Genomic DNA, 22,681 nt, shown 5'->3' with positions numbered 1-22,681 from the left:
CGCCATCAGCGCCGCCGGTGAAGGGGGTTCTAGGCCCAACTCAAAAGAGTCGCAACCCCTTTTTTCCGAAAATGGCATCTTTTTGCAAATTTCTGATTTTTTCTTTATTTTTGGTAAGTTGCAGCAATGAACAGCAAGAAATTCAAGCCTGCGCGCAATTTTATTTGTGTCCAATTCTGACTGCCCTAGCGGCACCCTGTCTACGCCAGAGAATTGCTCAAAATGCGGCTCTTGATCTGACTCAACTCAGTGTGTGCTCTGGCTATTAACCGAAAAAGCGCACCTATGACGTGACACGAGATGCCCGCGCGCTCGATTGAAGGCGGGCTTTGCTTTTCTTGCGGGCCTGAAGGACACGCCAGCCAAGCAGCGTCAGAACAACCGCGAGATACACAAGCGGCTCCAGCTCCCACGTCTTACCGACCATAATGTAGTGAACACTCCCCAGGATGGCGGTTGGATAGACCAAACGGTGAAGCTTGCGCCACGATGGCCCAAGCTTGCGCAGCGACCAATTGTTCGAAGTGATTGCAAGCGGAGTCATCAGAAGGAACGCTGCCATGCCGACCGTGATATAGGGGCGTTTCAGAATGTCTTTCCAAACCTCGGACAGGATCTGCACATCAAGCACCAGCCACACCAGCAGATGCGTGGATATGAAATAGAAGGTCAGCACACCAATGGCACGACGCAGCCTGATCAGGTTGATACCGGTCACGGCGCGCAAGGGTGTGATCAACAATCCGAGGATCAGCGCCTGAAGCCCCAACTCGCCGAGCGCATGCTCCAACGCTTCGATCGGTTCGACGCCCATGGCCCCTGTCGCGGCAAGATAGAACAGCCAGGCGGGCCACAATGCACCAATGGTATAGACGGTCCAGACCGGAATCTTGCGCAGACCGCCATTGATCCGATCAACCACAGTCATCAGTGGTTCGCCACCAGATCCATTCCGTCATAAAGGCTGGCAACTTGATCCTCATACCCATTGAACATCAGCGTTTCTTTCCGGCGCGCCAACAACCCGCCGCCGATCGGTTTTTCGTAGGCTTGTGACCAACGCGGGTGGCTGACTTCGGGGTTTACGTTGGAATAGAAGCCGTATTCGCGCGGTTGCAGCATGTTCCAGGTGGTTTGCGGTTCTTTATCTGTAAGTGTCACGCGCACAATCGACTTAATCGACTTATAGCCATACTTCCACGGCACAACGAGCCGCAGGGGCGCGCCGTTCTGGTTCGGAAGGGGGTCGTCATAGATGCCCGTCGCCATGATGGTCAGTGGATGCATCGCTTCGTCCAACCGCAAGCCTTCGCGATAGGGCCATTCAAGACTGCGGGTCCTTTGCCCCGGCATTTCTTCGGGCCGCAGCAGCGTTTGGAAGGCCACATACTTGGCGGAGCTCTGTACGCCGGCCAGAGCAAGCAACTGGTTCAGCTCGAACCCAACCCACGGCACAACCATCGACCAGGTTTCAACACAGCGAAAGCGGTAAATCCGTTCTTCAAGCGTGACATTCTTCAAAATGTCCTCAAGCCCATAGGACCCCGGTCGGTCCACCATGCCGTCGATTTCCACCGACCAAGGGTCCGTGGTCAACATATGTGCGTTCTTGGCGGGATCACCCTTGGCCGTGCCAAATTCGTAAAAGTTGTTGTAGGAGGAGATTTCTTCCATCGTGTTCGGTTTTTCATCCACCGAAAATCCGGATGCCCCAAAGGCGGGGCCAAGCGCCATGCCAGCCGCAAGGCCAGCGGCGCCACCCATCAGTTGACGGCGGTTCATATAGTCCGCTCGCGGCGTCACATCAGAGTATTTCAGCACATTCTTGTAAGCCATCAGGCGCACCTCTTCTTATCGTCTATACATGACGTAAGGCAGGCGAGACGCAAAGCCAAAGCACATCGGCTCACGTCCGCGCCAGCGTATTGTAACAAAGCCTCAATTTGGCGGGGGCGATGGGGGGTATATCTCGCTCATTGGGACCGAACGACCGCTGTCTTGCACCAAACGAACATGGCGGCGGCGCATTTGGCGCGGCTCTGCCACACCAACCGAATGTGCGATGGTCTCAACCTCGTGAATGACACCCTTGGCATATCGCGCGACCTTGTCGAACTTGTCTTCAGGCACAAGGCCCTTTTGCAATCGTGGGTCATGTGTCGTGATCCCCGTCGGGCAGGTGTTCCGGTTGCATTTCATTGCCTGGATGCAGCCCAACGAGAACATGAAGCCACGCGCCGAGGTGACGAAATCAGCGCCAGCGCAGATGGCCCAGGCCACGTCGCTCGGATTGATCAGCTTGCCCGACGCGATAAGGCGAATGCGATCATGCAGCCCGTGGCTGTCCCTGAGGTCACAGATCAAGGGAAGCGCTTCACGAATTGGCATGCCGACGAGGTCGATCAACGGCATGGGCGCGGCACCTGTGCCACCTTCCCCACCATCAATGGTGATGAAATCCGGCGCGGCCTCGGGTCCACGTTCTGCAATCCGGACAAAAAGCTCTGCAAAGGGCTCGATCGCACCAACGACGGTCTTGCAGCCCACCGGCTTGCCAGTCACGTCGCGGATATGGGCCACCATATCCAGCAGATCATCCCAATCTTCAATCTCCGGGTGCCGGTTCGGAGAGATCGAGGCGACACCTTCCGGGATGCCCCGGATCGCCGCAATCTCTGCCGATACTTTCGTTGCGGGCAGGATCCCGCCCTTGCCGGGTTTGGCCCCTTGAGCGAGCTTCAACTCAAACATCTTCACTTCAGGGTGCGCAGCGATTTCGCGCAGCTTCTCGTCCGACAGATTGCCTTCCAGATCGCGCACGCCATACTTTGCGGTGCCGATCTGAAAAACAAGATCACCGCCACCCTTGAGGTGATAGACCGACAGCCCACCTTCGCCGGTGTTCATCCAGATCCCGGCCCGCGCAGCACCCATCGACAGGGCCTCGACGGCGGGGCGTGACAAGGCGCCGAAACTCATCCCCGACAAATTGAAGATCGACTTCGCCTCGTATGGTTCGCGTGCCGTGGGGCCGATGATCATCGGTGCGGTCTGGCTGTATTGATTGCCCAAAGGCGGAAAGGCCGCGTTCACGAATATCGGTGTGCCGGGAATTCCAAGGTTGCGCGTCGATCCGAACGCAACCGTGTTGCCGCGACCCACGGCTGCCCGTTCGACCCAGTCACGTTGCGCACGGTTGAACGGCAGCTCTTCGCGGTCCATCGCAAAGAAATACTGCCGGAAAAATTCGCCCAAGGTTGAGAAAAGCGACCGGAACCGCCCAATGACCGGAAAGTTGCGGCGGATGGCGTCATGGGTCTGAAACCTGTCGATCAGGTAAAGAACAACCACGACAGCAAGGAACGCCCCAACAAGAAAAATAAGAACCTGCGCCAACAGCTCAATTGCCCAGTACATGGATTGCATCGAATTCTCCTGTGATTCGATGCAAGTGTACTGTCCCGGATCGGAACGGGAAGCGACTCATGCCGCTTTTCTGTGTCTGATGGCGTTGTTCGGGCCGCGCCGACCGAAAAGAATCGCGACACAACGCACCGGCGCTTTACCGCACATGCATCAAACTGACGCTTTATGAGCGCGCATTCGCCAATTCCTGCCTTTAGAATCGGAACTGTTCCGCCGCCCGACAAGGCCGCCCGATACCTTTGCGGCTTTTCGCCTGTGGGTAGACCTGCTTTTTGCGATTCAGCGCCTAAGAAGAGCCGTTGCGCAGTATTCGGATGTGGTCGCAATTGGGACATGACCATATGACCTCGCACTCATTGAACGGGTGCGTTTAACAACTGATGGAGCATATCCAATGAAAACCACTTCTCTCGCAGGCATTCTTCTTATCGCAGGCAGCAGCGCGCTGATGGCTCAAACTTCGCTGGACGCCAACGAAGATGGCGAGGTGACGATGGAAGAGCTGGTTGCAGTCTATGCAGATGTCACCGCCGAAGCTTTTTCGGAAGCTGATGCAGATGCCAGTGGCACGCTGAGCGCGGACGAAGTCGCAGCTGCACAAGAAGCCGGATTGATCCCGTCCGAGATGTGAGGCTTCCCCCCTCACACCCACCACTCACGAAATGAAATGCCCCGCCGGTTCGTTCCGGCGGGGCAACTCGTTTCAGGGCGCTGTGGTGCCGTGTCAGTGGACGACAGCGTCTTCGGGCGGTTGGCGGTTCGAATGCGAAACCCGATCGCCAATGATCAACCCGTCCGCACCTGCGGTGATCGAAATTTTATCACCGTCCATGACATCACCGGCCAGCAGCATCTCGGCCAGCTGATCTTGAAGCGCGCGTTGAATGACACGCTTCAGGGGCCGTGCACCGAACACCGGGTCATAGCCTTCATCGGCCAACCATTTACGTGCGCTATCATCCAGTTCAAGGCCGATGTTTCGACGGCCTAGCCGTTTGGCAAGACGCTCCAACTGGATCAGCACGATGCCATCCATATCACCGCGGCTGAGGCGATCGAAGATGATCGTTTCGTCCAGACGGTTCAGGAACTCGGGACGGAAATGGGCCCGCACCGCGTCCATCACGTCGCGTTTGGCGTCCGAAGCATCCGCCCCATCCGGCAGCTGGCTCAGCGCCTGGGCACCAAGGTTTGACGTCAGAATGATCAGCGTCTGTTTGAAGTCGACTGTGCGTCCCTGACCATCGGTCAGCACCCCGTCGTCCAAAACCTGCAACAGCACGTTGAACACGTCTGGGTGCGCTTTCTCAACCTCGTCAAACAGCACGACCTGATAGGGCCGACGCCGCACGGCTTCGGTCAGCACACCACCTTCGTCATACCCGACATAGCCCGGAGGTGCGCCGATCAGACGGGCAACCGCGTGTTTCTCCATAAACTCGGACATGTCCACGCGAACCATCGCGTTGTCGTCGTCAAAGAGATACTCGGCCAATGCCTTGGTCAGCTCGGTCTTACCCACGCCGGTCGGCCCAAGGAACAGGAACGACCCAAGCGGGCGATTCTCGTCGTGCAGCCCGGCACGCGCACGGCGCACCGCGTTCGAAACCGCTTTCACTGCCGTGGACTGACCGATGACCCGCTTGTGCAGCTCGTCTTCCATCCGCAGAAGCTTCTCACGCTCGCCTTCCAGCATTTTCGAGGTGGGAATACCTGTCCAACGCTCGACCACGCTTGCGATCTGTTCGGGCCGCACAGCTTCTTCGACCATCATGTCGGCCTCGGCAGTTTCAGCCTCTTGCAGCTTTTTCTCAAGCCCGGGGATAACGCCATAGGACAGCTCGCCAGCCTTGGCCAGGTTGCCTTCCCGCTTGGCCGAATCCAATTCGGCGCGGGCGCGGTCCAATTGCTCTTTCAGGTCGCGGGCACCTTCCAGCTTGTCCCGCTCGGCCTGCCACTTGGCAGTCATCGAGCTGGACTTTTCCTGCAAGTCGGACAGTTCAGCCTCAAGCTTTTCAAGCCGGTCCTTCGATGCCTTGTCATCCTCAACGCGCAGCGCTTCGGCTTCGATCTGCATTTGCAGGATCTGGCGGTCAAGCGCGTCCAGCTCTTCGGGTTTCGAATCCACTTCCATCCGCAGGCGGCTGGCAGCCTCATCCACAAGGTCGATCGCCTTGTCCGGCAAGAACCGGTCGGTGATATAGCGATGGCTCAACGTGGCCGCCGAAACCAACGCGCTGTCGGAAATACGCACACCGTGGTGCAGTTCGTATTTCTCCTTGATACCGCGCAGGATCGAAACCGTGTCTTCGACGGTCGGCTCTTCGACCATCACAGGCTGGAACCGACGGGCCAAGGCCGCGTCTTTTTCAACGTATTTACGGTATTCATTCAGCGTCGTGGCACCAATACAGTGCAGCTCTCCACGCGCCAGAGCCGGTTTGATCAGGTTGGCCGCATCCATCGCACCGTCGGATTTACCTGCACCGACAAGCGTGTGCATTTCGTCAATGAACAGGATGATTTCGCCCGCAGCGCTTGTGACTTCGTTCAGCACGGCCTTTAGCCGCTCTTCGAATTCACCACGGTATTTCGCACCGGCGATCAACGCGCCCATATCCAGCGCCAACAGCTTCTTGTTACGCAGGCTTTCGGGCACATCACCATTGATGATGCGCAAGGCAAGGCCTTCGGCAATCGCGGTTTTACCAACACCGGGTTCCCCGATCAAAACCGGGTTGTTCTTGGTGCGGCGACTTAGAACCTGCATCGTGCGGCGAATTTCTTCGTCACGGCCAATGATCGGGTCGATTTTGCCCTCTTCGGCAGCTTTGGTCAGGTCCATTGCGTATTTCGACAGCGCTTCATAGCTGTCTTCGGCACTGGCGCTGTCGGCCGTTCGGCCCTGACGCACATCATTGATCGCAGCGTTAAGCTTCTTGGCGTCCACGGCACCCGCATCCAACGCGTCACGCGCTTTGGATTTGATAACGGCCAAAGCGGTCAGAAGCCGTTCGACAGGCACAAAGCTGTCACCGGCTTTCTTGGCCAGCTTCTGCGCTTCGTCCAATACGCTGGCGGTGGCGTTGTCCATGTAAACCTGAGCCGCATCGCCCGTCACCTTCGACAGTTTACCGATGGCCGTATCGACGGCTTCGCGCACGCGTTCAGGCGACCCACCTGCCTTGCGGATCAGGTTGGCGCTCATCCCTTCTTCGTCGTCCATAAGGGCTTTCAGCAAATGCTCGGGAACCAATCGTTGATGGTTTTCGCGCATCGCGATGGTCTGTGCGGCCTGAATGAAACCACGCGACCGTTCAGTGAACTTGTTCAAGTCCATGTCACTCTCCTTCTAAAGCGCCCACTTACGGGATGCCCACACAAGCGGCACATCCCTTTCAGGGCCTCGGAATAAAGATGGGAACAGGCCTGAAAATTGCAAGATGGTGCGGCATTCTGGGCTTTGAAAATCGTCGCGCAGAACACCTTTTGGCACACCGTTTGGCGGGAATTGCGTTTGAGCGCCCGCCCGGTTAGGACGGAACAACCAAAATAGGAGCCCTCCATGTCCGATGACCGCCTGATTGTCGCCCTTGATGTCCCCAATGCCCTTGCCGGATTGGAACTTGCCGAGCAGCTTGGCGATACGGTGAGCTTTTATAAGATCGGATTGGGCATGCTGACCGGAGGCGGGCTTGCGCTGGCCAACGAATTGAAAAGCGAACATGGCAAGAAGATTTTCCTCGACATGAAGCTGTTTGACATCGGCAACACCGTCGAAGAGGCCGTGCGCGGTCTGGCGCAATTCGATCTGGATTTCCTGACGGTTCACGGCGATCCACACGTCGTGCGCGCTGCACAGGAAGGAAAAGGTGCCAAGGACATGAAAATCCTTGCCGTGACGATCCTGACTTCGCTGGATCGGGCCGATCTGGATGCCTCGCTAATCAAGGCGGGCGATGTGCAGGACCTGGTGTTGGAGCGCGCCGTGCGGGCGTTGGACGCAGGCGCAGATGGTGTAATCGCGTCACCGCAAGAGGCCAAGCTTATCCGCGCGCTTTCGCAGGCTGCTGGCAAGTTGATCGTGACCCCCGGCATTCGTCCTTCGGGGGCTGCATTGGGTGATCAGAAACGGGTGGCCACGCCCGCGCAAGCCATTGCTGACGGCGTGGATCACATCGTGGTGGGTCGTCCGATCCGTCAGGCGGCCAACCCGCGCGACGCTGCCAAAGCCGTTTTGGCGGAACTGAACGCCCCCCTCGCCTAGCCGCCGAAAAGCGCGCCTGCCTTTGCGCGCAGGTGACCTCACCTCACCGTTCGCTCCTGAGAATGTGAGCCGCCGCACGCCCTTGCGCCCTTGCGCCGGGCGCCCAATGAACAGAACATGAGGTGAAAGAGCGCCTTTTTGCGTGGCGTGCAGTCGCATAGCGCGGCGTCAACCTTCGTGGCTTCAAGGGCTATCATGTCTGACACCCGACCACATCCTGACCTGTCCACGGTGATGCGCCTGCGTCGGGCAATCGGCGCCATCGGCTTGACCTTACCCTTTGTCCTATTGGCAGGGGTCGTTCTTTTCGGCATCCCGATGCAACGGTCGGTTTCGGACTTTTTCTTCACAGAGATGCGCGAAGTCTTCGTTTCAGCATCGGCAGGGACGGGCCTGTTTTTGGTTGCCTACCAAGGTTACCCACGACGATCCGGCGAAGTGCTCTCTGACCGCGTGATCTCGAGCCTTGCGGGCGTTGCGGTCTTTACCACGGCATTTGTGCCCACTTTATGTGCCACCGAAGATTGCTATCGGCCGTTGGCTTTGTTCGACAGGCTTATCCCCGCAGCATACGATCAGACGCAGCAAAACATCCATTTTGCAGCGGCAGGACTGTTTCTGGTTTGCATGGGGATCACGTCGCTTAGGCTGTTCACGCGGTGTTCGGTCAAGAACCCCAGACCGCACAAACAGCGCAGAAACCAATGCTATCGAGTCTTCGGGTGGACCATCCTCGCAATGGTCGTCTTGGTCGGCGTGGTGAAGGTCTTCTTGCCAGAGTCCGGTCAAAGGTGGGACAGCGATTGGAGCTTCACCTTCTGGGCTGAAAGCGTCGCGCTTTGGGCGCTTGGGCTCAGCTGGCTTTTGAAAGGTGAAACCCTTTCAAATGAAATACCATTTTTGTTTGGCGCGCCGGTCAGCTAGACCCTGCACCAAACCTGTCAACCATCGTTGATGTCGATGTCGAAGACCTTCGATTGGCCTTTACGCACACCAAAAGCACGCCGCATCGCCAACCAAGACACCAGCGACACTGCCGCAAAGCCAACAAGGAGCCACGGCAGAGTTGGCGCAAGTCCCAAAAGCAACACCGCCCCAACCACCGCAGCGCCGACCGCGAAGCCAAGAAAGATAAAGCCGGGGACCAGCATTTCAAGAATGCCAAGGGCAATCGCACCGGCCAACCAAACCCACCAAGTCGCCCACAGCATTATGACTTACCTTTCAGCAGCTTGAAGGCATCACCAAACGCATCCAACGCGTGCGTCGGCAGGATAATGGTTTGCTTTCCATCGCCCTTGCCGACTTCGGTCAAGGCCTCGACCTGTTTCAGCGCCACCTGATACTGCGCTGCTTCAAGCCCGTTCTCTGCAATAGCTTTTGCCACCACTTGGGTTGCATAGGCTTCGGCATCTGCGCTGACGCGGCGCGCCTTGGCGGCCTGTTCGGCTGCATAAAGCTCTGCATCTGCGGCCAGTTCGACCGCGCGTCGCGTGCCTTCGGCCTCTGTCACCTGTGCGCGGCGGGCGCGTTCAGCGTTTAGCTGCTGCAACATCGCCTCTCGCGTGGCCGTATCAAGGTTCACATCAAGAATTTCAGCGCGCGTAACTTCGATCCCCCAATCATCGACCGCATCCGCGACCTGTTGCTTGATTTTCGAGATCAGCTGCTGGCGGTTTGACTGCACCTCGTCCAGCTCCATTTCGCCAATGCCCGAGCGCACGATCCCCGCCACTGTGGTCGAAATCGCGGCGTCCACATCACGGATTCGATACACCGTCTTTTCAGGCTCAAGAATGCGGTAGAACACGCTGGTGTCGACCTGCACCAACACGTTGTCGGATGTGATCGCATCCTGACTGGCGGTCGGCAACTGGCGTTCCAAAATCGACACCTTGTGACGCACGCGATCAAGAAATGGCACGATGAAGTTGATCCCCGGCCCCAGCACCGCTTGCAGTCGCCCAAAGCGCTCCACGACATATTTCTGGCTTTGCGGCACTATCTTGACGCCCAGGAAGACAACGATGATCAGGAAGGCAGCTAGCAAAAACAGGACTGTGTTTCCGCCAGCAAGATCTGTTGGAATTTCATTCATGAGGGGAACCTTTCACCGACGCATTAATTCGCAAGATGATGGGATCATTTTGCGTCAGTTACAACAGCATCTTGACCAAGCCCGCGCAGGGCAGCGCGCAATCGGGGCTTGAAATGCGGGATGGCGCTTGGATTCGTCAGCCAATCGTTCGGTGCCATCAACGTCCAGCGTTGCCCTTCATTGCCAAGCTTGATCTTGCTGGAAGCACTTGCAGGCAACGTGGCTGCAAACCACCAGGACGTGGTGCCGGGCACCGTAGGGCTGTCGAATTCCTGCTTCCAACTCAGATCAGAGGGCCGCAACCGAAGGGAAAGCTCTTCTTGTGTTTCGCGCAGCACGCAGTCTTCGGCGCTTTCGCTTCCCTCGCGACCACCGCCGGGGAAATCCCACATGTTCGGGCAAGGGATGTCGGGCCGATCGTCGCGCAGCAGGGTTGCAACCTTCCCGCCGACAAGCAAAACCAGCTTTGTGCCGCTAAAATTCTCCATTCTTGCCTTTCCAAGACCGACGAGTGTTTGAGCCCCGCGGCCGCATGATGTATTTTGCATCATGCCCGCTTTATGTCGAGATTGCCTGACCCGCTTTGATGATGGTCGCCGCTGCCCTTCCTGCCGTAGCCCGCGGGTGACATCGCACCCTGAATTGTTCGACCTGACCATCGCGCATATGGATTGTGACGCCTTTTATGCCTCGGTGGAAAAGCGTGACAATCCCGAACTGGCAGACAAGCCTGTCATTATCGGCGGCGGAAAGCGCGGGGTCGTATCAACCGCCTGCTATGTCGCGCGCATTCGCGGTGTGCGATCTGCCATGCCCATGTTTCAGGCGCTGAAGCTTTGCCCGGATGCGGTCGTGATCCCACCACGCGGTCGCCACTATGCAGCGGTATCCAAGCAAATCCGCGCATTGATGGATGAACTGACCCCTTCGATAGAGCCCCTGTCGTTGGACGAGGCGTTTCTGGACATGACCGGCACCGCGAAACTGCATGGTGCCCCACCTGCCGTGATGCTGGCGCGGCTGCTCAAACGGATGCAGGACGAAATTGGTCTGTCGGGCTCAATCGGGTTAAGTCACAATAAATTTCTGGCAAAAATCGCGTCCGATCTGGACAAGCCGCGCGGCTTTTCGGTGATCGGCAAGGCTGAGACTGCCACATTCCTGCATGACAAACCCGTCGGGCTGATTTGGGGCGTCGGCGGCGTCAGTCAGGCCGCGTTGGAGAAAGCAGGCATCCGAACCTTCGCGGATCTGCTTCGTTGGGAAAAGGCAGACCTTGTTGCCCGGTTCGGCGGCATGGGTGACCGGTTGTGGCATCTGGCGCGGGGCCAAGACAAGCGGCGTGTTTCGGCCCATGCACCGATCAAGTCAATTTCGAACGAAACGACGTTTTTCGAGGACACCACCGACCCCGACATCCTCGACGGCCACTTGTGGCGCCTGTCCGAGAAAGTATCGGACCGCGCCAAGGCGCGCGACTTGGCAGGGCGCGTCGTGACGTTGAAGCTTAAGCGCGCCGATTTCCGTGCGCTCAGCCGTCAAACCAATCTTGGTGATACGACGCAATCCGCTGATCGGATCTACCGCACGGCGCGCGGATTGTTTGACACTGTTGCCGGCGAGGGTCCATTTCGGCTTGTCGGTGTCGGGCTCAGCCATCTGGGGCCTGCTGACAATGCCGATCTGACCAACGACCTGCTTGATCCTCAGGCCGCGCGACGAAGGGCTGCGGAACGTGCCACCGACACGATCCGGGCCCGTTTCGGGGACAAAGTGATCTTGAAAGGACGCTCGATCCGCTAGAGCTATTCTGCGGCGAGCGCCCGATCCTGCTGACCGAACGCGGCTATTTCCTTGATCACCATGGCCAGCCGCTGTTGGATTTCATGAAAATCCCGATTGGGTCGGATCAACCGTTCGTTCATGTATAGGGCACGGTCGATTTCGACCTGAACCACATGTTGGTTGCGCGATGGGCGCCCGTAATGCTGCGCCATATAAGCCCCGGCAAACGGTGTGTTGCGCGAGGTCCGGAACCCGGCACGTTTGAAGGCCTCTTCAACATGGCTGACGACCTCGGATGAGGCAGAAGCCCCGAACCGGTCGCCCAGAACGACCTCGGGACTTTGCGCCCACCCTTTGGACAGACTGGTGACGGCCTCGTGCGGCATCGAATGGCAGTCGATCAAGATTGCCTCGCCAAAGGCATCTGTGCTGTCTTGCAGCAAGGACTGCAGCGCTGCGTGATAGGGGCGCCAGTGGTCTGCCAGCCGCGTTTGCGCGTCACCCAACGACATCTTGCCGCGATAAATGGCGCGGCCGCCAGCGACAACGCGTGGAATGACGCCCAGTCCCGACGCCACGCGTGGGTTGTGATCAACCCGCCGCAATCCGTTGATGACGGCCGGGTCCAACTCCTCGGCACCGCGGTTCAGATCGACATAGGCGCGTGGCGTCGTTGCCGCCAAAAGAGGTGCGCCATGGTCAGGTGCGGCCGCATAGAGCTGATCGACAAACGCATCTTCCGACGAGCGGATCGTGCGTTCATCCAACAAGCTGCCCTTCACGAACGCCAAAGGATAGCGGCGCCCGCTATGAGGCGACGCAAACACGACACTTGTGTCGCGTATCTTGGGCAGTGTCAGCGCGTAGGGCGGTATCAACATGCAGTCTCCTCCATACCACTTATAAAGCGAAAAAATCTCTCACCAAAAGCCCTTGCGCACGACCCCGACTCCTTTTATAGAACCGCGAACAGGCGCGGGTTTTCCCGCGTCGCGTTTTTTGGATTGGTCATATTGACTGGTTTGAAATGAAATTCAGGGCGATTAGCTCAGCGGTAGAGCACTTCGTTGACATCGAAGGGGTCACTGGTTCGATCCCAGTATCGCCCACCATGAACCGCCATATGACCCTATGGTCAGACGGCAAAATGTAGCTTAGGCGCAACCGCAGCGCCGCGTTGAAGGAGAAGGACCATGAAAGTCCGCAACTCGCTCCGCTCGCTGAAAAACCGCCACCGCGATTGCCGCGTGGTGCGCCGTAAAGGCCGCGTTTACGTGATCAACAAAACGCAACGCCGCTTCAAAGCCCGTCAAGGCTAAGTCGCATCAGCAGCGAAAAAGAAATGGCCGCCTTCTGGGCGGCTTTTTTCTTTCCATTCGGTGGTTTGCCAAAAGAAAAGGGCTGAAGCATTGCTGCCTCAGCCCCTTTCCCGGAAGGAACCTGTTCTAGTCGTAGACCCTTTGATCGTCGATGACTTTGCCGTCATTCGGCAAACTGCCCTTGGAAACGATCTCGATCCGGGCTTTTAACTTTAGTGTTTCGACCACCGACTTTGCATAGGGCGCTGGGTCCGTTGCGTCGGTTTCGATCTGAACCGTCATTGCGTCCATCTCGCCGTCGCGGGTCGCAATCACGCGCGCCTTGGTCACGTCGGCATGTTTTGCGACCAAATCCGCAACTTGCTCAGGACGCACGAACATACCCTTGATCTTGGCGGTTTGATCGGCGCGCCCCATCCATCCCTTGATGCGCATATTCGTGCGCCCGCAGGGGCTGGTGCCCGGCAAAACTGCCGACAGATCACCTGTGGCAAAGCGGATCAGCGGATAGTCAGGGTTTAGCGTCGTCACGACAACCTCGCCCACTTCGCCCGGTGCGACAGGATCACCCGTGCCGGGTCGCACGATTTCCACGATCACTCCTTCGTCAACGATCATGCCCTCCATCGCAGCACTTTCATACGCGATGTTGCCAAGGTCGGCTGTGGCGTAGCTTTGCAGGCAAGTGATACCACGATCGGCATATTCGCTTCGCAGGCTGGGGAACAACGCCCCTCCTCCGACGGCCGCTTTGGTGATCTTCAGCTTCACTCCATCAGCATCTGCGCGGTCCAGAATGACCTTCAGATAGTCCGGTGTGCCCGCATAGGCCGTTGTGCCGATATCTGCGGCGGCGCGCACTTGCAGCTCGGTCTGGCCCACACCGGCGGGGACAACCGCTGCGCCGACAGCCCGCGCGCCGTTTTCAAAGATCATGCCAGCCGGGGTCAGGTGGTATCCAAAACAGTTCTGAACGATATCGCCTTTTCCGATTCCACAGGCGTTCAGGAACCGTCCCATTCGCCACCAGTCATGCCCAACGCCACCCGGTTCGTAAATCGGGCCGGGACTTTGAAAAATATGAGAAAACTCATGCGTTGCCAGCCCACCGAACCCGCCAAGAGGACCGTCGGCGGCTTGCGCCTTTCCAATCTCGGATTTGCGCAGGACGGGCAGCGAAACCAACGCCTCGACACTTGTGATGCGTGCTGGATCCACATCGGCAAAGCTGGCTCGGTAACCTTGCAGCCCCTTGGCACGGGCGATCTGCAGGGGCAGCGCCTTTGCAATGTCAGCCATGCGGGCATCTGCGGAACGGTTTTCCAGGGCGTCATAATAATCAGGCATGGTCGAAACCCTTTTCAGAAGAACTGAGCATTGAGCGAGGCGAAACCCCGCTATGCACTGCATGCAATTGTATACGATGGGGGCGACGTTCTATAATTTGCCGCAACGCAGCAAGAGTCCGCGCATCATGATCGACATGACCAACCGCATTCGCTTCGACCACGCCACCCAAGTGATGGAGGTCGACTTCACGACCCTTCGCCTTGGCAACTCGGCCGACGTCAACGCAGCCTACGATCAGATCCTCACAGCGATCAGCGCGACAGGTGAGGACAAATGGTTCATGCTGCTGGATGTCACAGGCATGCGCGTCGACAGCTTTGCTTGGACGGCACAACGTCAGCGCGGCAAAGCGCTGAGCAAAGCGCACAGCCAAGGCATCGTCAAAGTGGATGCCAGCGACATTACCCGCGCCGAGCTTGCTCGCACGGCGGGCACGGACGCGTTCAATCCTAACCTGTTTACAACCCGCGACGCGGCGCTGGCCCGGCTGGCGCAACTGCCGTCCCAACGGTTGCGCAAGCTGGATCGGACCGCGCAATATGATGCGTCCGACATCTCCGAGCGCCTTGTGCTGGACACCGAAACTCGTGTTGCCGAAATCGACCTGTCGGGGCTGACGTTGCGCCATTCGGGGGATGTCGACGTGGTTTACGGCACCTTGGCAGCGGCCTTGGAAGACACCGGCAGAAAGTGGTTTTTCCTGATCAACACCGCACATCTGCGAGTCGAGCAAGACGCGTGGCTGAGCCAATCGCGCGCCGCCAAACGCCTGCGCCTGAGCTACGCTCTGGGTCAGGTCGGTTATGGAATGGCGGACGTCACCGCACAGGACCGTACGCAGGTCGTGTCGATGCGCCCGGCCAGTCCAAAAGACCGCAGTGCGGCGCTGGCTGAGCTTGATGCCCTGCGCACCAAGGTCGCCTGACACCGGCTGCCGAACGCGGCTCCGCCGACAATCAGGCCGCAAAGCAGCCATCGACGCGCAACGCGACGAGGATTTATGCCCAGTTTTCAGGTGCATCAGGCCAACCAACGCTTCCGGCGGCGATAGGACCGCACATCCCGGAAGCTCTTGCGCCCCTCATCCGACATGCCAAGATAGAACTCTTTCACATCCGGGTTTTCGCGCAATTCAGCGGCGGGGCCGTCCATCACAATGCGACCGTTTTCCAGAATGTAGCCGTAATGCGCATAACGCAGGGCCACGTTGGTGTTTTGTTCAGCCAACAAGAAGGTCACGCCTTCATTTTCGTTCACTTTTTTTACAATCTCGAAGATCTGTTCGACCAACTGAGGGGCGAGGCCCATGGACGGCTCGTCCAACAAGATCATCTCGGGGCGCGACATCAGCGCGCGACCCATCGCCACCATCTGCTGCTCACCGCCCGAGGTATAGCCCGCCTGACTTTTGCGGCGCTCGCGGACGCGGGGGAAATATTCATAGACCATCTCAAGATCAGCAGCGATCGCGCCTTTGCCGTCCGTGCGGGTGTAGGCGCCCGTCAACAGGTTTTCTTCGACGGTCAGGTGTTCAAAGCAGCGACGGCCTTCCATCACCTGGATAACGCCGCGCTTGACCAGCTCGGACGGGCCCAGATCGGCGACGTTTTCATTCTTGTGCAGGATCGAGCCTTTGGTGACTTCGCCCCGTTCGGATTGAAGCAAGTTCGATATGGCTTTCAGCGTGGTTGTCTTGCCCGCGCCGTTGCCGCCCAGAATGGCTGTAATGCCACCTTTCGGCACATGCAGGCTGACGCCCTTCAACACAAGGATCACGTGATTATAGATCACCTCGATGTTGTTGACCTCCAAAAGGTTCTCACCTGCAATTTCGGTAGTCTTCTCGGCGTCCAGCATATCGGTCGTCCTGTCTGTGTTCGTTGTTCGGGGATCGTCCGGGCCAGACGGCCCGGACGAAAGGTCATGCACGCGGCTTAGTTGCAGCGTTCTTCGATGTTGTTCTCGGCGGCATAAGCGGCCGAGTCTTCGTCGATCAAAGGTTGGATCACATCCATATCCGACGGACCGAAGTCTGAAATCAGCGACCAGGTGCCAGCGGCTGCGTCCCATTGCTGGATCGCACCCGTGCCGGGGCCACCGTGGTTTTCACAGCTGACGGTGAATTCGGGGCCAAATCCGGGCATACCAAGTTCAGTCATCCGGGCTTCGGTGATTTCCAGAGCTTCCATACCGTCACGCATCATGGATGACGTGATGTCCGGCGTGCCGTGGATTTCCTGTGCCTTCTTGGCGGATTCAGCCAGCAACATCGCGGCATAGACACCGCGGTTGTAAAGGGCCTTGCCGATGTTGTCGCCATTGCCGGCTGCCTTACCTGCATCCACAACATGCTTTTGGATATCAGCAAAAACCGGATAGTCCGATCCAACACCATGGAAGGTCACAGCCTTGTAACCCGTGGCTGCGTCACCGGCGGGAGAAACGTCATGGTCTCCACCCGACCACCAAACGCCGATGAAGTTTTCCATCGGGAAGCGGATGTTGGCAGCTTCCTGAATGGCAACCTGGTTCATCACGCCCCAGCCCCACATCATAACGAAATCAGGACGCTCGCGGCGGATTTGCAGCCATTGCGCTTTCTGTTCCTGCCCGGGGTGATCGACCGGAAGTGTCACAAGCTCAAAGCCGTGCTTTTCAGCCAGACCTTCCAGCGTGCGGATCGGTTCTTTACCGTAAGCCGAGTTGTGATAGACCAGCGCGATTTTCTTGCCCGCCAGATCGCCACCGCTAACCTCTTTCAGGTGGTTCACAGCGAGCGAGGCTGCATTCCAGTAGTTGGCGGGGAAGTTGAACACGTGGCTGAACACTTTGCCGTTTGCAGCCGACGTGCGGCCATAACCGGGCGTGTAAAGCGGAATGTCGTCTGCCGTCACTTTCGGGATCAGCTGATAGGTGATGCCGGTCGACAGCGGGTTATAAGCCAGCGCGCCTTGACCTTTGGTGGCTTCGTAGCATTCGACGCCTTTTTCGGTGTTATAAGCCGTCTCACATTCTGGGGCTGATGTCATCACGCCACCGATGCCGCCGTCACGTTCGTTCAGCAGAGTGAAGTAATCCGCAAAGCCATCCGCATAGGGGATGCCGCCTGCGGCGTAAGGACCAGTCCGGTAGCTGAGCGAGGGGAACACCAGATCCGCAAGGACCGGAGTTGCCACCATAAGCGCCGTAACACTGGCTGCTGCGAGTTTCGAGTATTTCATTTGCTTCCTCCCTAGATTAGCAAATTTTCGTGCCCGTTGCGGGTCACATTGCTTTGACCCTCTGAACCGTTTCCTCATTGGTTCAGAGGATAAGATGAGTTGCGCGGGCCCTAGTGCGGGAAGGGCCACAGACGCAGTTTTTCTTTCGTCAGGCGCCATAGTTGCGCCAGACCGTGCGGTTCCACAATCAGGAAGACGACAATCAGGCCGCCCACGATCATGAACTCGAAATGCGCGGCCAGATCGGTCGGCCAGCCAAGTCCCCCCACCAGCACGTTCTTCAAAAACACTGGCATAAGCACCATAAAGGCCGCGCCTGCGAATGATCCGAAGATCGATCCCAGACCACCGATGATGATCATGAACAGGATCAGGAACGACTTGGTGATCCCGAAGGCCTCGCCTGCTTCGGCCGCGCCAAGATAGACCGTGAAAAACAGCGCTCCGGCAATGCCAACAAAAAAGGACGATACCGCAAAAGCCGACATCTTGGCCATCAGGGGGTTCACCCCGATGATCTCGGCCGCGATATCCATATCACGGATGCCCATCCATTTGCGGCCCATCATGCCGCGCGTCAGGTTGCGCGCCACCCATGCCAGCACCACGACAAACACGAGGCAGATCATGTATTTCGCCCAGGCTTCGGTATTGGGGCCGGTCACGATGACACCGAAGACAGAGCGTTCAGGCGCGTTGATCTGGCCCGATGCTGAATAGTTGTAAAACCACGGCACCTTGTTGAAGACCCACACAAGGAAGAACTGTGCGGCCAGCGTGGCCACCGCCAGATAGAATCCCTTGATGCGCAAGGATGGCAAACCAAACGCCACACCCACAACCGCAGTGATCCCGCCGGCAAGTATGATGTGGATCAGGATGCTGACCTCTGGAAAGCTCGTCATCAGCTTATAGCTGGCATACGCCCCCACAGCCATGAAGCCACCGGTGCCCAGCGACACCTGCCCGGCGTAACCGGTCAGGATGTTCAGGCCCAGCGCCGCAATCGCATAGATCAGGAACGGCGCAAAGACCGCGTTGACCCAATAGTCGTTGATGAAGAACGGGACCACCAAGAAGGCCACGAACATAAGGATGTAATAGCCCATCCGATCCAGCCGGATCGGGAAGGTCTGGCTGTCGTCACGGTAGGACGTTTTGAAGTCACCTGCTTCGCGGTAAAACATGGATCAGACCCTCTCGATGATTTTTTCGCCAAACAGGCCTTGGGGCCTGAAGATCAGGAAAATAAGTGCCAGCACATAGGCGAACCAGTTCTGGGTTGCGCCGCCGATCATGGGACCGATGGTGAATTCAAACAGCTGCTCGCCCACGCCGATGATCAGACCGCCAACGATGGCGCCGGGGATCGAGGTAAACCCGCCCAGCATCAAAACCGGCAAGGCTTTCAGTGCGATCAGCGACAGGCTGAACTGGACGCCAGACTTGGCGCCCCACATGATGCCCGCGACCAAGGCCACGAAGCCTGCAATCGACCAAACCAGCACCCAGATGAAGCGCAACGAGATACCAACCGACAAAGCTGCCGAGTGGTCATCCGCCACGGCGCGCAGCGCCCGGCCCTGCTTGGAGTATTGCGAGAAAATCGTCAGCGCGGCCACCAAAAGCGAGGCGACGATCGCCGCGACGATGTCCAGATTATCAATGAAGAACCCATAGCCGAACCAGTCGAAGGTGACCTGATCTATGGTGGCGTTCATACCCTGCGGCAGACCGACATCAAGTTTCTTGATATCCGATCCCCACATGATGTCGCCAAAACCTTCCATGAAATACGCCAGTCCGATGGTCGCCATGAACAGGATAATGTCAGGCTGTCCGATCAGGTGTTGCAGGACGTATTTTTCGACGATCCAGGCGAACAGGATCATAACCCCCGCAGCCAGCACAATCGCGATCAGCGATGGAACCTGCCATGGGAAATGATGCACCTCGGTGCCAAAGATCGCGTTGATCAAATGGGCGAAAGGCACCTGCCCTTGTTGAATACCCACCAGCGTCAGTGCTGCGAACAGCGCCATAACACCTTGAGCGTAGTTGAAGATGCCAGAGGCCTTGAAAATCAAGACAAACCCCAGCGCGACAAGCGCATATAGCACCCCGGCCATCAGGCCGTTCAGGGTGACTTCCATCGCAAAGAGTAGCTGTTCAGGCATAAGTCCCCCCTTAATCGTGTGACACGCCGAGATAGGCGTCGATCACATCTTGGTTGTTGCGCACTTCGTCCGGTGTGCCGTCCCCGATTTTCTTACCGTAATCCATCACGACCACCCGGTCGGACAGATCCATAACCACACCCATATCGTGTTCAATCAGCGCGATGGTGGTTCCGAATTCGTCATTCATGTCGAGGATAAAGCGGGACATGTCCTCTTTTTCCTCAACGTTCATGCCCGCCATGGGTTCATCCAACAGCAAAAGCGAGGGTTGTGCGGCCAGCGCACGCGCCAGCTCGACCCGCTTTTTCAGGCCATAGGGCAGACGTCCAACAGGCGTTTTGCGGATGTGCTGGATTTCCAGAAAGTCGATGACCTTCTCGCAAATCTCGCGGTTCGCAATCTCTTCGCGCTCGGCTTTGCCTTTCCAGATCGCCTGCTGAAGCAGGTTCGCCTTCATATGGTTCAGACGGCCGGTCATGATATTGTCCAGCACGGTCATCCCGTCAAACAAAGCGATGTTCTGGAAGGTCCGCGCCAAACCTTGCCGCGCAACCTGATAGGGCTTCATCGGCGGGCGTTTTTCACCACGGAACCATACTTCACCTTCTTGCGGCTTATAAAAGCCCGAGATGACGTTCAGCATCGAGGATTTACCAGCCCCGTTCGGGCCGATGATCGCGCGGATTTCACCTTCGCGAATGTCAAAGCTGATGTCCTTGATCGCCACCACACCGCCGAAGCGCAGGGTGATGTTTTTCATATCCATCACCACCGGGCCAATCGTGCGGCCATCTGCGGTGACATAGCTGTCGGCGTTCATGTCAGTTGTTGTCGTCATTCTGCCGCCATCCCCTGTTTGGTGCCAACCACAGCCGCGTCGCGGATTTCCAAGGTGGCCGTGATCGAGCCCTTGCGGCCATCCTCATAAGTGACCTCGGTTTCGATATATTGCTCGGACTTGCCGCCATAAAGCGCGTCGATCAGTGGCGCGTATTTCTCTTCCACGATCTTGCGGCGTACTTTCCGGGTCCGGGTCATTTCACCGTCATCCGCATCCAGCTCCTTGTGCAGGATCAGGAAGCGGTGGATCTGACAGCCCGACAACATCTCGTCTTCGGCAACGGATTTGTTAACGGCTTCAACGTGTTCCTGAATGGTCGACACCACGTCCGGGTGGCCCGCCAGTTCCTGATAGGACCCATAGGCGACGTTGTTACGTTCGGCCCAGTTGCCAACTGCCGTCAGGTCGATGTTGATGAACGCGGTGCACATGTCACGGTCATTGCCAAACACCACGGCTTCCAGAATGTCGGGATAGAACTTCAGTTTGTTCTCGACATATTTCGGCGCGAACAGACGGCCATCGGCCATTTTGCCCACGTCTTTGGCGCGGTCGATGATGCGGAGGTGACCGTTCACCTTATCAAAGAAGCCCGCATCCCCCGTGGCGACCCAGCCTTCCGGGTCTTTGGTGTCGGCGGTGCTTTCGGGGTTGTTGTAGTATTCAACAAACGTGCCGGGGCTGCGATAGAAGATCTCACCATTGTCCGCCAGTTTGATTTCAACACCCGGCGCGGGCACGCCAACGGTATCGTTGCGCACCTCGCCATCGGGTTGCACGGTGATGAACACGGTGGCTTCGGTCTGACCGTATAGCTGTTTCAGGTTGATCCCCATCGAGCGGTAGAACTCGAAAATCTCGGGGCCGATTGCTTCACCAGCCGTGTATCCGACGCGGATGCGTCCAAAGCCCAGCGTGTCTTTCAGCGGGCCATAGACCAGAACATCGCCGCAACGATATTTGAAGTATTCAAACGCCTTGCCGCTATAGAGCTTCAGACCCAGCGGATCTTTGGCCTTGAAGTGCTTGCGCGCATTTTTGCCATGCCGCAGCTTTGCAAAGCCCAACCGGATCGCGTTCTCCACAATCGTTTCGGCGGCAAAACCAATCCCCATTGCATAGCGGAAGCCATGGCGGAGTTTCTGCTCCAGGGTCTTTTTCTGGGTGGTGACCTTGCGGCGCGGCATTCCGTATTTCTCGCCGGCGCCTTTTTTGGCGAAATCCATAAAGTGGTGGAACAGCGCGTATTTCAGATCGCCGCTGTCTTCCATCCGGATCATCACGTTGGTCAACTGGGTTTCAAACACGCGGGGCGGGGCGAAGTAATAGGTCGGCCCGATTTCGCGCAGATCCGTCATCATCGTTTCCGGGCTTTCGGGGCAGTTCACACAGAACCCGCACCACATCGCCTGACCCAGCGAGAAGATGAAGTCACCTACCCATGCCATCGGCAGATAGGCCAAAATGTCTTCGTTCAGACCCAGATTGTCGAATTCCGAGGTGTTCTTGGCGCTTTCAACGATATTGCGGTTCGACAGAACCACACCTTTCGGGCGCCCGGTGGTGCCCGATGTGTAAAGCATGACGCAGGTGCTATCGTAAGTCAGCTCTGCCTCGCGGGCAGCCATCTCGCCTTCAAGGCGGGAATGTGCAACGCGGCCTTCTTCCTGAATGTCACGATACCAATGCAGGTGGCTGTGATCATATTTCCGCAAGCCGCGCTTGTCGTAGTAGATCACATGCTCGATATGTTTGACGTTTTCCTGAACCTCAATGACCTTGTCGACCTGTTCCTGATCGCCACAGATCACGAACCGCGCGCCACAATGGTCCAGCACGAATTCCATTTCTTCGGCAACAGCGTCCTGATACAAAGGCACCGGAACCGCACCGACTTTCTGCGCGGCAATCATCGCCCAGTAATGGGCGGGACGGTTGCGGCCGATGATGGCAACATGATCGCCACGATCAATGCCAAGCGCCAAAAGCCCAAGGGCCAGGTTCTCGATTTCCTTGGCGGCCTCGGCCCATGTCCAGCTCTGCCAGATGCCAAATTCTTTTTCACGATAGGCCGGGCGATCCCCATACTTCTTCACGTTCCGCGCAAGTAGCGCGGGAACGGAAGCAAAGTCGCCTGCTGCGGCTAGTTCCTGTGACAAATCTTCCTCCCACCGTCGGTACGGGCGACGTTCCC

The 22,681-nt window shown here is 57.6% G+C and carries 21 protein-coding genes and 1 tRNA gene; 7 read left to right on the top strand and 15 right to left on the bottom strand.

Annotated features, from left to right (window positions below; genetic code table 11):
* Window positions 1–283 precede the first annotated feature (283 nt).
* From msrQ to Q0864_RS07710, 3 genes are all read right to left on the bottom strand, one after another.
* Entirely contained in the window at window positions 284–928 is a 645-nt protein-coding gene (gene msrQ / locus Q0864_RS07720) for a protein-methionine-sulfoxide reductase heme-binding subunit MsrQ (RefSeq protein WP_298567551.1), read from the bottom strand.
* Window positions 928–1,836, bottom strand: coding sequence for a protein-methionine-sulfoxide reductase catalytic subunit MsrP (gene msrP / locus Q0864_RS07715; RefSeq protein WP_298567549.1), 909 nt, complete (start codon window positions 1,834–1,836; stop codon window positions 928–930). Before msrP ends, msrQ begins: the two co-directional genes overlap by 1 nt.
* Window positions 1,837–1,938: 102 nt before the next feature.
* The gene (locus Q0864_RS07710) at window positions 1,939–3,426 is read right to left on the bottom strand and encodes an FMN-binding glutamate synthase family protein (RefSeq protein WP_298567547.1); all 1,488 of its coding nucleotides are present in this window, start codon (window positions 3,424–3,426) and stop codon (window positions 1,939–1,941) included.
* 394 nt (window positions 3,427–3,820) lie between these two features.
* On the opposite strand from Q0864_RS07710, the gene Q0864_RS07705 reads away from it, so the two are divergent.
* On the top strand, window positions 3,821–4,057 hold the full coding sequence (locus Q0864_RS07705) for a hypothetical protein (RefSeq protein ID WP_298567546.1): 237 nt from the start codon (window positions 3,821–3,823) through the stop codon (window positions 4,055–4,057).
* Between the two features lie 93 nt (window positions 4,058–4,150).
* Here Q0864_RS07705 and clpB read toward each other — a convergent pair whose 3' ends face one another.
* On the bottom strand, window positions 4,151–6,766 hold the full coding sequence (gene clpB, locus Q0864_RS07700) for an ATP-dependent chaperone ClpB (protein WP_298567545.1): 2,616 nt from the start codon (window positions 6,764–6,766) through the stop codon (window positions 4,151–4,153).
* A gap of 225 nt (window positions 6,767–6,991) precedes the next feature.
* Here clpB and pyrF point away from each other — a divergent pair, with 225 nt between their 5' ends.
* Both pyrF and Q0864_RS07690 read left to right on the top strand, forming a co-directional pair.
* Entirely contained in the window at window positions 6,992–7,693 is a 702-nt protein-coding gene (gene pyrF, locus Q0864_RS07695) for an orotidine-5'-phosphate decarboxylase (protein ID WP_298567543.1), read from the top strand.
* 195 nt (window positions 7,694–7,888) lie between these two features.
* Window positions 7,889–8,617: a hypothetical protein gene (locus tag Q0864_RS07690; RefSeq protein WP_298567541.1), complete on the top strand. Its 729-nt coding sequence runs from the start codon at window positions 7,889–7,891 to the stop codon at window positions 8,615–8,617.
* A gap of 17 nt (window positions 8,618–8,634) precedes the next feature.
* Here Q0864_RS07690 and Q0864_RS07685 read toward each other — a convergent pair whose 3' ends face one another.
* The 3 genes from Q0864_RS07685 to Q0864_RS07675 are packed head-to-tail and all read right to left on the bottom strand — an operon-like array spanning window position 8,635 to window position 10,279.
* Window positions 8,635–8,904 carry a hypothetical protein gene (locus Q0864_RS07685; RefSeq protein ID WP_298567539.1) on the bottom strand — a complete coding sequence of 90 codons (270 nt, stop codon included), beginning with the start codon at window positions 8,902–8,904 and terminating at the stop codon, window positions 8,635–8,637.
* Complete coding sequence (locus tag Q0864_RS07680; RefSeq protein ID WP_298567537.1) at window positions 8,904–9,791, bottom strand: SPFH domain-containing protein; 888 nt, start codon at window positions 9,789–9,791, stop codon at window positions 8,904–8,906. The genes Q0864_RS07685 and Q0864_RS07680 overlap by 1 nt, the downstream gene beginning before the upstream one ends.
* Window positions 9,792–9,835: 44 nt before the next feature.
* The gene (locus Q0864_RS07675) at window positions 9,836–10,279 is read right to left on the bottom strand and encodes an NUDIX hydrolase (protein WP_298567536.1); all 444 of its coding nucleotides are present in this window, start codon (window positions 10,277–10,279) and stop codon (window positions 9,836–9,838) included.
* A 61-nt stretch (window positions 10,280–10,340) separates the two neighbouring features.
* Here Q0864_RS07675 and Q0864_RS07670 point away from each other — a divergent pair, with 61 nt between their 5' ends.
* Window positions 10,341–11,594 carry a DNA polymerase IV gene (locus Q0864_RS07670; protein WP_298567534.1) on the top strand — a complete coding sequence of 418 codons (1,254 nt, stop codon included), beginning with the start codon at window positions 10,341–10,343 and terminating at the stop codon, window positions 11,592–11,594.
* 2 nt (window positions 11,595–11,596) lie between these two features.
* On the opposite strand, the gene Q0864_RS07665 is transcribed toward Q0864_RS07670, so the two are convergent.
* Window positions 11,597–12,457, bottom strand: coding sequence for an N-formylglutamate amidohydrolase (locus Q0864_RS07665; protein WP_298567532.1), 861 nt, complete (start codon window positions 12,455–12,457; stop codon window positions 11,597–11,599).
* Window positions 12,458–12,613: 156 nt separating this feature from the next.
* Here Q0864_RS07665 and Q0864_RS07660 point away from each other — a divergent pair.
* Window positions 12,614–12,688, top strand: a tRNA-Val gene (locus Q0864_RS07660).
* Between the two features lie 81 nt (window positions 12,689–12,769).
* Window positions 12,770–12,895 (top strand): type B 50S ribosomal protein L36, encoded by a 126-nt coding sequence (ykgO, locus tag Q0864_RS07655; protein WP_005850168.1) that lies wholly within the window; start codon window positions 12,770–12,772, stop codon window positions 12,893–12,895.
* 126 nt (window positions 12,896–13,021) lie between these two features.
* Here the strand turns inward: ykgO and Q0864_RS07650 are convergent, their stop codons facing one another.
* Window positions 13,022–14,242, bottom strand: a complete 1,221-nt coding sequence (locus tag Q0864_RS07650) for a phenylacetate--CoA ligase family protein (protein WP_298567530.1) — start codon at window positions 14,240–14,242, stop codon at window positions 13,022–13,024.
* Window positions 14,243–14,369: 127 nt separating this feature from the next.
* Here Q0864_RS07650 and Q0864_RS07645 point away from each other — a divergent pair, with 127 nt between their 5' ends.
* Window positions 14,370–15,170 (top strand): hypothetical protein, encoded by an 801-nt coding sequence (locus tag Q0864_RS07645; RefSeq protein WP_298567528.1) that lies wholly within the window; start codon window positions 14,370–14,372, stop codon window positions 15,168–15,170.
* Window positions 15,171–15,265: 95 nt separating this feature from the next.
* On the opposite strand, the gene Q0864_RS07640 is transcribed toward Q0864_RS07645, so the two are convergent.
* The 6 genes from Q0864_RS07640 to Q0864_RS07615 form a co-directional block, all read right to left on the bottom strand.
* Entirely contained in the window at window positions 15,266–16,102 is an 837-nt protein-coding gene (locus Q0864_RS07640) for an ABC transporter ATP-binding protein (protein ID WP_298567526.1), read from the bottom strand.
* Window positions 16,103–16,179: 77 nt separating this feature from the next.
* Window positions 16,180–17,466 carry an ABC transporter substrate-binding protein gene (locus Q0864_RS07635; RefSeq protein WP_248364884.1) on the bottom strand — a complete coding sequence of 429 codons (1,287 nt, stop codon included), beginning with the start codon at window positions 17,464–17,466 and terminating at the stop codon, window positions 16,180–16,182.
* A 110-nt stretch (window positions 17,467–17,576) separates the two neighbouring features.
* Window positions 17,577–18,653 (bottom strand): branched-chain amino acid ABC transporter permease, encoded by a 1,077-nt coding sequence (locus Q0864_RS07630; RefSeq protein ID WP_248364883.1) that lies wholly within the window; start codon window positions 18,651–18,653, stop codon window positions 17,577–17,579.
* A 3-nt stretch (window positions 18,654–18,656) separates the two neighbouring features.
* A complete protein-coding gene (locus tag Q0864_RS07625; RefSeq protein WP_298567521.1) occupies window positions 18,657–19,643 on the bottom strand; it encodes a branched-chain amino acid ABC transporter permease in 987 nt (328 codons plus the stop codon).
* A gap of 10 nt (window positions 19,644–19,653) precedes the next feature.
* Window positions 19,654–20,484, bottom strand: a complete 831-nt coding sequence (locus Q0864_RS07620) for an ABC transporter ATP-binding protein (protein WP_298567519.1) — start codon at window positions 20,482–20,484, stop codon at window positions 19,654–19,656.
* Window positions 20,481–22,646: an AMP-binding protein gene (locus Q0864_RS07615; RefSeq protein WP_298567517.1), complete on the bottom strand. Its 2,166-nt coding sequence runs from the start codon at window positions 22,644–22,646 to the stop codon at window positions 20,481–20,483. The genes Q0864_RS07620 and Q0864_RS07615 overlap by 4 nt, the downstream gene beginning before the upstream one ends.
* Window positions 22,647–22,681: the final 35 nt, after the last annotated feature.

This window comes from uncultured Aliiroseovarius sp. (assembly GCF_947497285.1).
Lineage (GTDB): Bacteria > Pseudomonadota > Alphaproteobacteria > Rhodobacterales > Rhodobacteraceae > Aliiroseovarius.
Note: the sequence above shows the minus strand (reverse complement) of the source record. Positions and strands in the feature narration are given on the sequence as shown.

What these genes read in the sequence shown, in the direction of transcription:
- msrQ (WP_298567551.1), bottom strand. Translation starts at nt 928, where the DNA reads ATGACTGTGGTTGATCGGATCAATGGCGGTCTGCGCAAGATTCCGGTC.
- msrP (WP_298567549.1), bottom strand. Translation starts at nt 1,836, where the DNA reads ATGGCTTACAAGAATGTGCTGAAATACTCTGATGTGACGCCGCGAGCG.
- Q0864_RS07710 (WP_298567547.1), bottom strand. Translation starts at nt 3,426, where the DNA reads ATGCAATCCATGTACTGGGCAATTGAGCTGTTGGCGCAGGTTCTTATT.
- Q0864_RS07705 (WP_298567546.1), top strand. Translation starts at nt 3,821, where the DNA reads ATGAAAACCACTTCTCTCGCAGGCATTCTTCTTATCGCAGGCAGCAGC.
- clpB (WP_298567545.1), bottom strand. Translation starts at nt 6,766, where the DNA reads ATGGACTTGAACAAGTTCACTGAACGGTCGCGTGGTTTCATTCAGGCC.
- pyrF (WP_298567543.1), top strand. Translation starts at nt 6,992, where the DNA reads ATGTCCGATGACCGCCTGATTGTCGCCCTTGATGTCCCCAATGCCCTT.
- Q0864_RS07690 (WP_298567541.1), top strand. Translation starts at nt 7,889, where the DNA reads ATGTCTGACACCCGACCACATCCTGACCTGTCCACGGTGATGCGCCTG.
- Q0864_RS07685 (WP_298567539.1), bottom strand. Translation starts at nt 8,904, where the DNA reads ATGCTGTGGGCGACTTGGTGGGTTTGGTTGGCCGGTGCGATTGCCCTT.
- Q0864_RS07680 (WP_298567537.1), bottom strand. Translation starts at nt 9,791, where the DNA reads ATGAATGAAATTCCAACAGATCTTGCTGGCGGAAACACAGTCCTGTTT.
- Q0864_RS07675 (WP_298567536.1), bottom strand. Translation starts at nt 10,279, where the DNA reads ATGGAGAATTTTAGCGGCACAAAGCTGGTTTTGCTTGTCGGCGGGAAG.
- Q0864_RS07670 (WP_298567534.1), top strand. Translation starts at nt 10,341, where the DNA reads ATGCCCGCTTTATGTCGAGATTGCCTGACCCGCTTTGATGATGGTCGC.
- Q0864_RS07665 (WP_298567532.1), bottom strand. Translation starts at nt 12,457, where the DNA reads ATGTTGATACCGCCCTACGCGCTGACACTGCCCAAGATACGCGACACA.
- ykgO (WP_005850168.1), top strand. Translation starts at nt 12,770, where the DNA reads ATGAAAGTCCGCAACTCGCTCCGCTCGCTGAAAAACCGCCACCGCGAT.
- Q0864_RS07650 (WP_298567530.1), bottom strand. Translation starts at nt 14,242, where the DNA reads ATGCCTGATTATTATGACGCCCTGGAAAACCGTTCCGCAGATGCCCGC.
- Q0864_RS07645 (WP_298567528.1), top strand. Translation starts at nt 14,370, where the DNA reads ATGATCGACATGACCAACCGCATTCGCTTCGACCACGCCACCCAAGTG.
- Q0864_RS07640 (WP_298567526.1), bottom strand. Translation starts at nt 16,102, where the DNA reads ATGCTGGACGCCGAGAAGACTACCGAAATTGCAGGTGAGAACCTTTTG.
- Q0864_RS07635 (WP_248364884.1), bottom strand. Translation starts at nt 17,466, where the DNA reads ATGAAATACTCGAAACTCGCAGCAGCCAGTGTTACGGCGCTTATGGTG.
- Q0864_RS07630 (WP_248364883.1), bottom strand. Translation starts at nt 18,653, where the DNA reads ATGTTTTACCGCGAAGCAGGTGACTTCAAAACGTCCTACCGTGACGAC.
- Q0864_RS07625 (WP_298567521.1), bottom strand. Translation starts at nt 19,643, where the DNA reads ATGCCTGAACAGCTACTCTTTGCGATGGAAGTCACCCTGAACGGCCTG.
- Q0864_RS07620 (WP_298567519.1), bottom strand. Translation starts at nt 20,484, where the DNA reads ATGACGACAACAACTGACATGAACGCCGACAGCTATGTCACCGCAGAT.